General features: G+C 60.4%; 6 protein-coding genes. 2 read left to right on the plus strand and 4 right to left on the minus strand.

The genetic code is table 11. The features are described 5' to 3' along the window. Nucleotides 1-630, plus strand: a 630-nt coding sequence (locus HV670_RS29240; protein ID WP_246258093.1) for a sensor histidine kinase, incomplete at its 5' end; no start/stop codon positions are given. Nucleotides 631-903: 273 nt separating this feature from the next. On the opposite strand, the gene HV670_RS29245 is transcribed toward HV670_RS29240, so the two are convergent. After that, nucleotides 904-1764, minus strand: a complete 861-nt coding sequence (locus tag HV670_RS29245) for a pirin family protein (RefSeq protein WP_175108424.1) — start codon at nucleotides 1762-1764, stop codon at nucleotides 904-906. Nucleotides 1765-1933: 169 nt separating this feature from the next. Continuing rightward, on the minus strand, nucleotides 1934-2575 hold the full coding sequence (locus HV670_RS29250) for an isochorismatase family protein (RefSeq protein WP_175108425.1): 642 nt from the start codon (nucleotides 2573-2575) through the stop codon (nucleotides 1934-1936). Nucleotides 2576-2802: 227 nt separating this feature from the next. Between HV670_RS29250 and HV670_RS29255 the strand changes: the two genes are divergently transcribed. Continuing rightward, nucleotides 2803-3780, plus strand: a complete 978-nt coding sequence (locus HV670_RS29255) for a LysR substrate-binding domain-containing protein (RefSeq protein ID WP_175108426.1) — start codon at nucleotides 2803-2805, stop codon at nucleotides 3778-3780. A gap of 220 nt (nucleotides 3781-4000) precedes the next feature. On the opposite strand, the gene HV670_RS29260 is transcribed toward HV670_RS29255, so the two are convergent. Together HV670_RS29260 and HV670_RS29265 are read right to left on the minus strand one after the other, a co-directional pair. Further along, nucleotides 4001-4651: a polysaccharide deacetylase family protein gene (locus HV670_RS29260; RefSeq protein WP_175108427.1), complete on the minus strand. Its 651-nt coding sequence runs from the start codon at nucleotides 4649-4651 to the stop codon at nucleotides 4001-4003. A gap of 52 nt (nucleotides 4652-4703) precedes the next feature. Further along, a partial coding sequence (locus tag HV670_RS29265) for a fumarylacetoacetate hydrolase family protein (RefSeq protein ID WP_175108428.1) occupies nucleotides 4704-4893 on the minus strand: 190 nt, incomplete at its 5' end.

Consider the following 4893-nt stretch of genomic DNA (forward strand, 5'->3'; position numbering starts at 1 on the left):
GGCCTGCGCTGGCTCGATGCCCATCCGCCGAACCTTGAGGAAGTCCGGCAAGCGCTCGCGCGCATCGAGAAGGACGGCAGCCGGGCCGGCCAGGTGGTGAGTCGCGTACGCGGGCTCGTCAAGAAGGCACCGCCGCGCATCGAGCGATGGGATCTCAACGAAGCCGTCGGCGAAGTTGTGGCGCTGACGCGCCAGGAACTGCTGCGCAACGGCGTCGTCCTGCACAACACTCTTTCGTCTGACGTTTCCCATGTCATGGGCGATCGTGTCCAGCTGCAACAGGTGTTGCTCAACCTGGTCGTCAACGGCATCGAAGCGATGACCGGCGTGCACGACAGGCCGCGCGAGCTGACGATCAGGACAATCAGGGCCGATCCGGACACCGCAATGGTCGAGGTACGCGACACAGGCACCGGTCTCGACCCCGGGTACGCCGACCGCCTGTTCCACTCCTTTTACACGACGAAGGCCGAGGGCATGGGCATGGGCCTTGCCATCAGCCGGTCCATCGTCGAGGCGCACGGCGGACGGCTCGAAGCCGCGCCGAACGAGCCGCGCGGTGCCGTCTTCCGCTTCACGCTGCCGACCAAGGAGAAGGCGCAGACGAGCCCGGAAGTGCTGCGCTCGTAGCGAGCGCGGTCCGCTCGACTGGCGAACTCGGCCATCTCACGGGGCACACGCAGAAAGCCCAGGCACGCGGCGTAGAGCACGTAGAGCCACATCGTCACTAAGGCACCCTCACTGGCCTGGCGAACGGTTCACGTCACGCTCCCGGTACGAGACACAAGCGACGACGGCGACAGCTTTCGCTCATGGGATGCGAGCACATGCGTCGGATGGCGCTCGAGTGCTTCGACGTCGAGCGGCGCGTCGAGCAGGGCTCAGTAAAAGCCGCGCTGCCGGCTAGGCCGCGGATACGTTGAATTTCCCCGCCTTGAAGTCCGCAAACGCCTGATGGAGCTCCGCTTGCGTATTCATAACGAACGGGCCGCCCGCAGCAATAGGCTCGTGAATCGCGTCGGCATGCCCAAACAGAATGATGGAATCGTCCTTTGCCTCCAGCTCGACTACGTCGCCGTCATCACGCAACTCCGCGAGACTGAACTGCATTACACGCTCCCCCTCGACGGCGATGCTGCCGCGAACCACGTACAGAAAGACCCGCCGCCCCGCGACGCCCGTGAATTTCACATGGCCACCGGCTTTCACTCTGACAACGGACATGAACGTGTTAGTGAGGGACTCAATGGGGCCGCGGAAGCCCGACCATTCGCCGGACACCAGTTGAACCCGACCTCTGCCGTCCTGCGTGGGAATCGACGGAATATCATCTTCCTGCTTTCCAACGTAACGCGGCGCGGTCATCTTAAGTTTGGCCGGAAGGTTGAGCCACAACTGGAGGATCTCCAAATTGCCGCCTTGCTCCATGAAACTCTGCGGCGAGAGCTCTGCATGGACGAGGCCGCTACCCGCGGTCATCCACTGCACACCGCCCGCATCGATGATGCTTTCGTGGCCGCCGGTATCCGAGTGCGCGAGACTGCCTTCCAGCACAAATGTCACCGTCTCGAAGCCCCGGTGCGGATGCGGACCGAACGGCAAGCCACCGTTATGAGGTGCGTAGACTTGCGGACCATGGTGGTTGAGAAAAAGAAACGGATTCAAATCCGGTAAGTCGGGACCGGGCAGGGGACGTCGCGTCTCCAGATCCCGGATGTCGTCACGGTGGGCGAGATGGATTGCCTTGAGTGTGCGGTTTGCCATGATGTGCTTCCTTGTGGGGGCCGGCTGGTAGCCTGTCCCGCCTGTTGGTGACTCACTTGAAAGAGGGTGCGAAGGCACCTTGAAAGAGCCCGTGTGGGCAGATCATGCGCATCGGGCTTGCTCCTCTCGCGCAAAAGAACAACGTCGATGCTCACCATCTGTGGCCAAATCAGCGCGTGCCTTCCTGCAGGCCAAGGAGTTGCCATTCCCACTTCAAGCCGTGCCCGAAGCCACCGCCGCGCCTTTCGAACAGCTTCACCACCTGCTCGGCCGTGTCCGCCCGGCTCCAGTCGCGTTGCACTTCGCTGACATAGCTGACGGTGGACAGCGGTCGTGCGCCGGCCTGTACCATCCGTTGAACAGCGCGCTCGTGCGCTTCGACACTGCTGGCGCCCGAGGCGTCAGTGACGATGTAGACCTCGAAGCCGGCTGCCAGCCCAGACAGCACGGGCATCGTCAGGCAAACCTCGGTCCACAGACCCGCCATCACCAACTTCTTCTTGCCCGTATTCTTCACCCACTCGCGCACGCGCTCGTCGTCCCAGGCATTCAGGCCGAAGCGGTCGACGGGCTGTTGCTCCGGATGCACCGCCTGCAGTTCGGCAAACATCGCCTGACGTTCCGCGAATGCCGTCGTGAACAGGGTAGGCACATTGAAGATCTTGGCGCCCTCGGCCAGGAAGGTCGCATTGTTCACGACCGTTTCGACGGTATGCGAACGGACAGTCAACAACTGCAGGTATTGGTGGTCGATTAGCATCACCGCGTGGTTGTCGGGGGTCAAAAGCGTGTCATCCGTGTTCAGAGTCATGGTGTTCATTCTTGAAAGAGATGGAAAAATGTGCCTGCCGGCATCCTCTTCGCCAGGTGTCGCCATCGGAAAGACCCTCGAGCCGCACTGTCTACTCGGCGGACCCCTCGCTGCTCATTGGGCCTTGCCTGCTGCGATCTGGAATGAATGTTAGATATAGGATGATTGACGCGGTAGTACGCTATATTTGCCATCAGCGTTCTATTTGGGGAACGACGAGGACATCAATGCATGATCTGAACGAGCTGTTTTTCTACGTCCAGGTGGTGGACAGCGGCGGTTTCGCGCCGGCAGGACGAAAGCTGGGCATGCCGAAATCGAAACTGAGCCGGCGGATTGCTCTGCTTGAGGAACGCCTCGGTGTGCGGCTCGTACAGCGCTCCACGAGACACTTTGTGGTGACGGAAATCGGCCAGGACTACTATCGCCACTGCGTTGCGATGCTGGTAGAAGCTGAAGCTGCGGAGGCGGTGATCGAGCAATCCCGCGCCGCGCCTCGAGGCATCGTGCGTCTAAGCTGTCCTACGGGCCTGGCGGCACTCGGAGTGGGAGAAATGGTCGCCCGGTTCATGATGCAAAACCCCCATGTTCAGGTCCACATGGAGGTCGCCAACCGGCGCGTCGACGTCGTCAGCGAAGGATTTGACATCGGATTGCGGGTGCGCTTCCCGCCGCTTCAAGACGCCGATCTCGTGATGAAAGTGCTTGGAGACAGTTCCCAGCGCCTGGTTGCACATCCCGACTTGCTGGAGAGAGGAGCGCCCAATCCTTCGCCCGAAGAGCTTGGACGTTTGCCGAGTCTGGATCTTGGGCCACCGATGCACGAACACCGTTGGACCCTTGAAAAGGCTGACGGGAGCCGGCTCGAAATCGACCATCGACCCCGGCTCGTCACGACCGATCTGGCCACCTTGCACCACGCCGCACTACTTGGTGCCGGCGTCGTGCAACTGCCAGAGATTCAGGTGAGGCAGGATCTGCTGCAAGGTCGTCTGGTGGAGGTGCTTCCCTGCTGGTTGCCGCGCAGCGGCATCATCCACGCGGTGTTCCCGTCCCGGCGCGGACTGCTGCCGGCCGTGCGCCATTTGATTGACTTTCTGGCCACCGAGTTTGCTGCTCAAGCGGATGCCGAACGTGCCACCCGCGAGGTGCAGCTCCGCACGCACACACGTAGCACGCCCCAGCGAACAAAGGAATCTACGTGATCGCTATCGGCCCAGGTAGAGCCCCAACGTCTGCCTTGTCGAAGTCGTCTGGAAGCACGCCAAGTATCACTGGCGACGTTTCGCCTGGACGAAGGAAATCATCGACGCTGAGATCAGGAAACTGCTCGCCTAGACTCCGCGGAGCATACGTGATCGAGCCACCGCGCTGGCGACACCACCTTCGTGGAACCGCAGCCAATTGCTAATCACGTCGCTCCAATTAAGGGCGTTCGGCGATGTATGAATCCGGCAGGGACACAGGACTGCCATCGCGCATAAGAATGACCTCGTCCGGAAAGTCCTGTGTGATAGTCACACCGGAATCCCCCAGCCGGTCCAGCAACTCGGGCAAACGCGGCAATGCCGCATGCGCAATATCGTGCAGCACGGACACCGTCCAGTCCTGCCTTGACACGTCCGCAAGGCATCGTTCGACCCAGCCCGCTTGATCATCCCAGTCGTGCGGCACGCTGTTCCACAACACTCCGGTGTAGCGGTGCCGCAGGAGGTACGAAAGCGCCGCCTCACTGAGCAAATGCGGACCGACCTGACCATCATTGCCGAAAGGTCGAAAGAACCGGCTTGGATGGACATACTTTCCGAGCAGCTGTTGCGTTTTCCCGATCTCTGCTTCCACGTATTCCCCATCCTGTCTTTCACCGAACGCGACAGAGTGCGTGTATGAATGGTTGCCAATCCAATGCCCTGCGGCGTGGATATTTTCGAGCAAGCTGGCCGCCGATGGATCCTCCAGGTTTCGCCCCACCATCATAAAGGTCGATTTCAGATTTTTCCTTGCAAGAATATCTAGAACCTTGTCGGTGATCCCTGGCGTGGGTCCGTTGTCAAACGTCAGCGTGACTTTTTTCATATGCATCTTGAGGAGAATACGTGCCTAAAGCATAGGAATTGCGGCGCCCCAGTCAGTCTGAGCTGACTACCACGTGTCGTTGCGTGCCCAAACCTGTGACGCTCATGTCGACCACGTCACCAGCCGCGAGAAATTGCGGTGGCTTCATCCCTAGCCCAACACCGGCTGGGGTTCCAGTGATGATGAGATCACCGGGCATTAACGTCATGAACTGACTGACATAGCTGACGATAGTGTCAACA

Source organism: Pararobbsia alpina (assembly GCF_902859895.1).
Taxonomy (GTDB): domain Bacteria; phylum Pseudomonadota; class Gammaproteobacteria; order Burkholderiales; family Burkholderiaceae; genus Pararobbsia; species Pararobbsia alpina.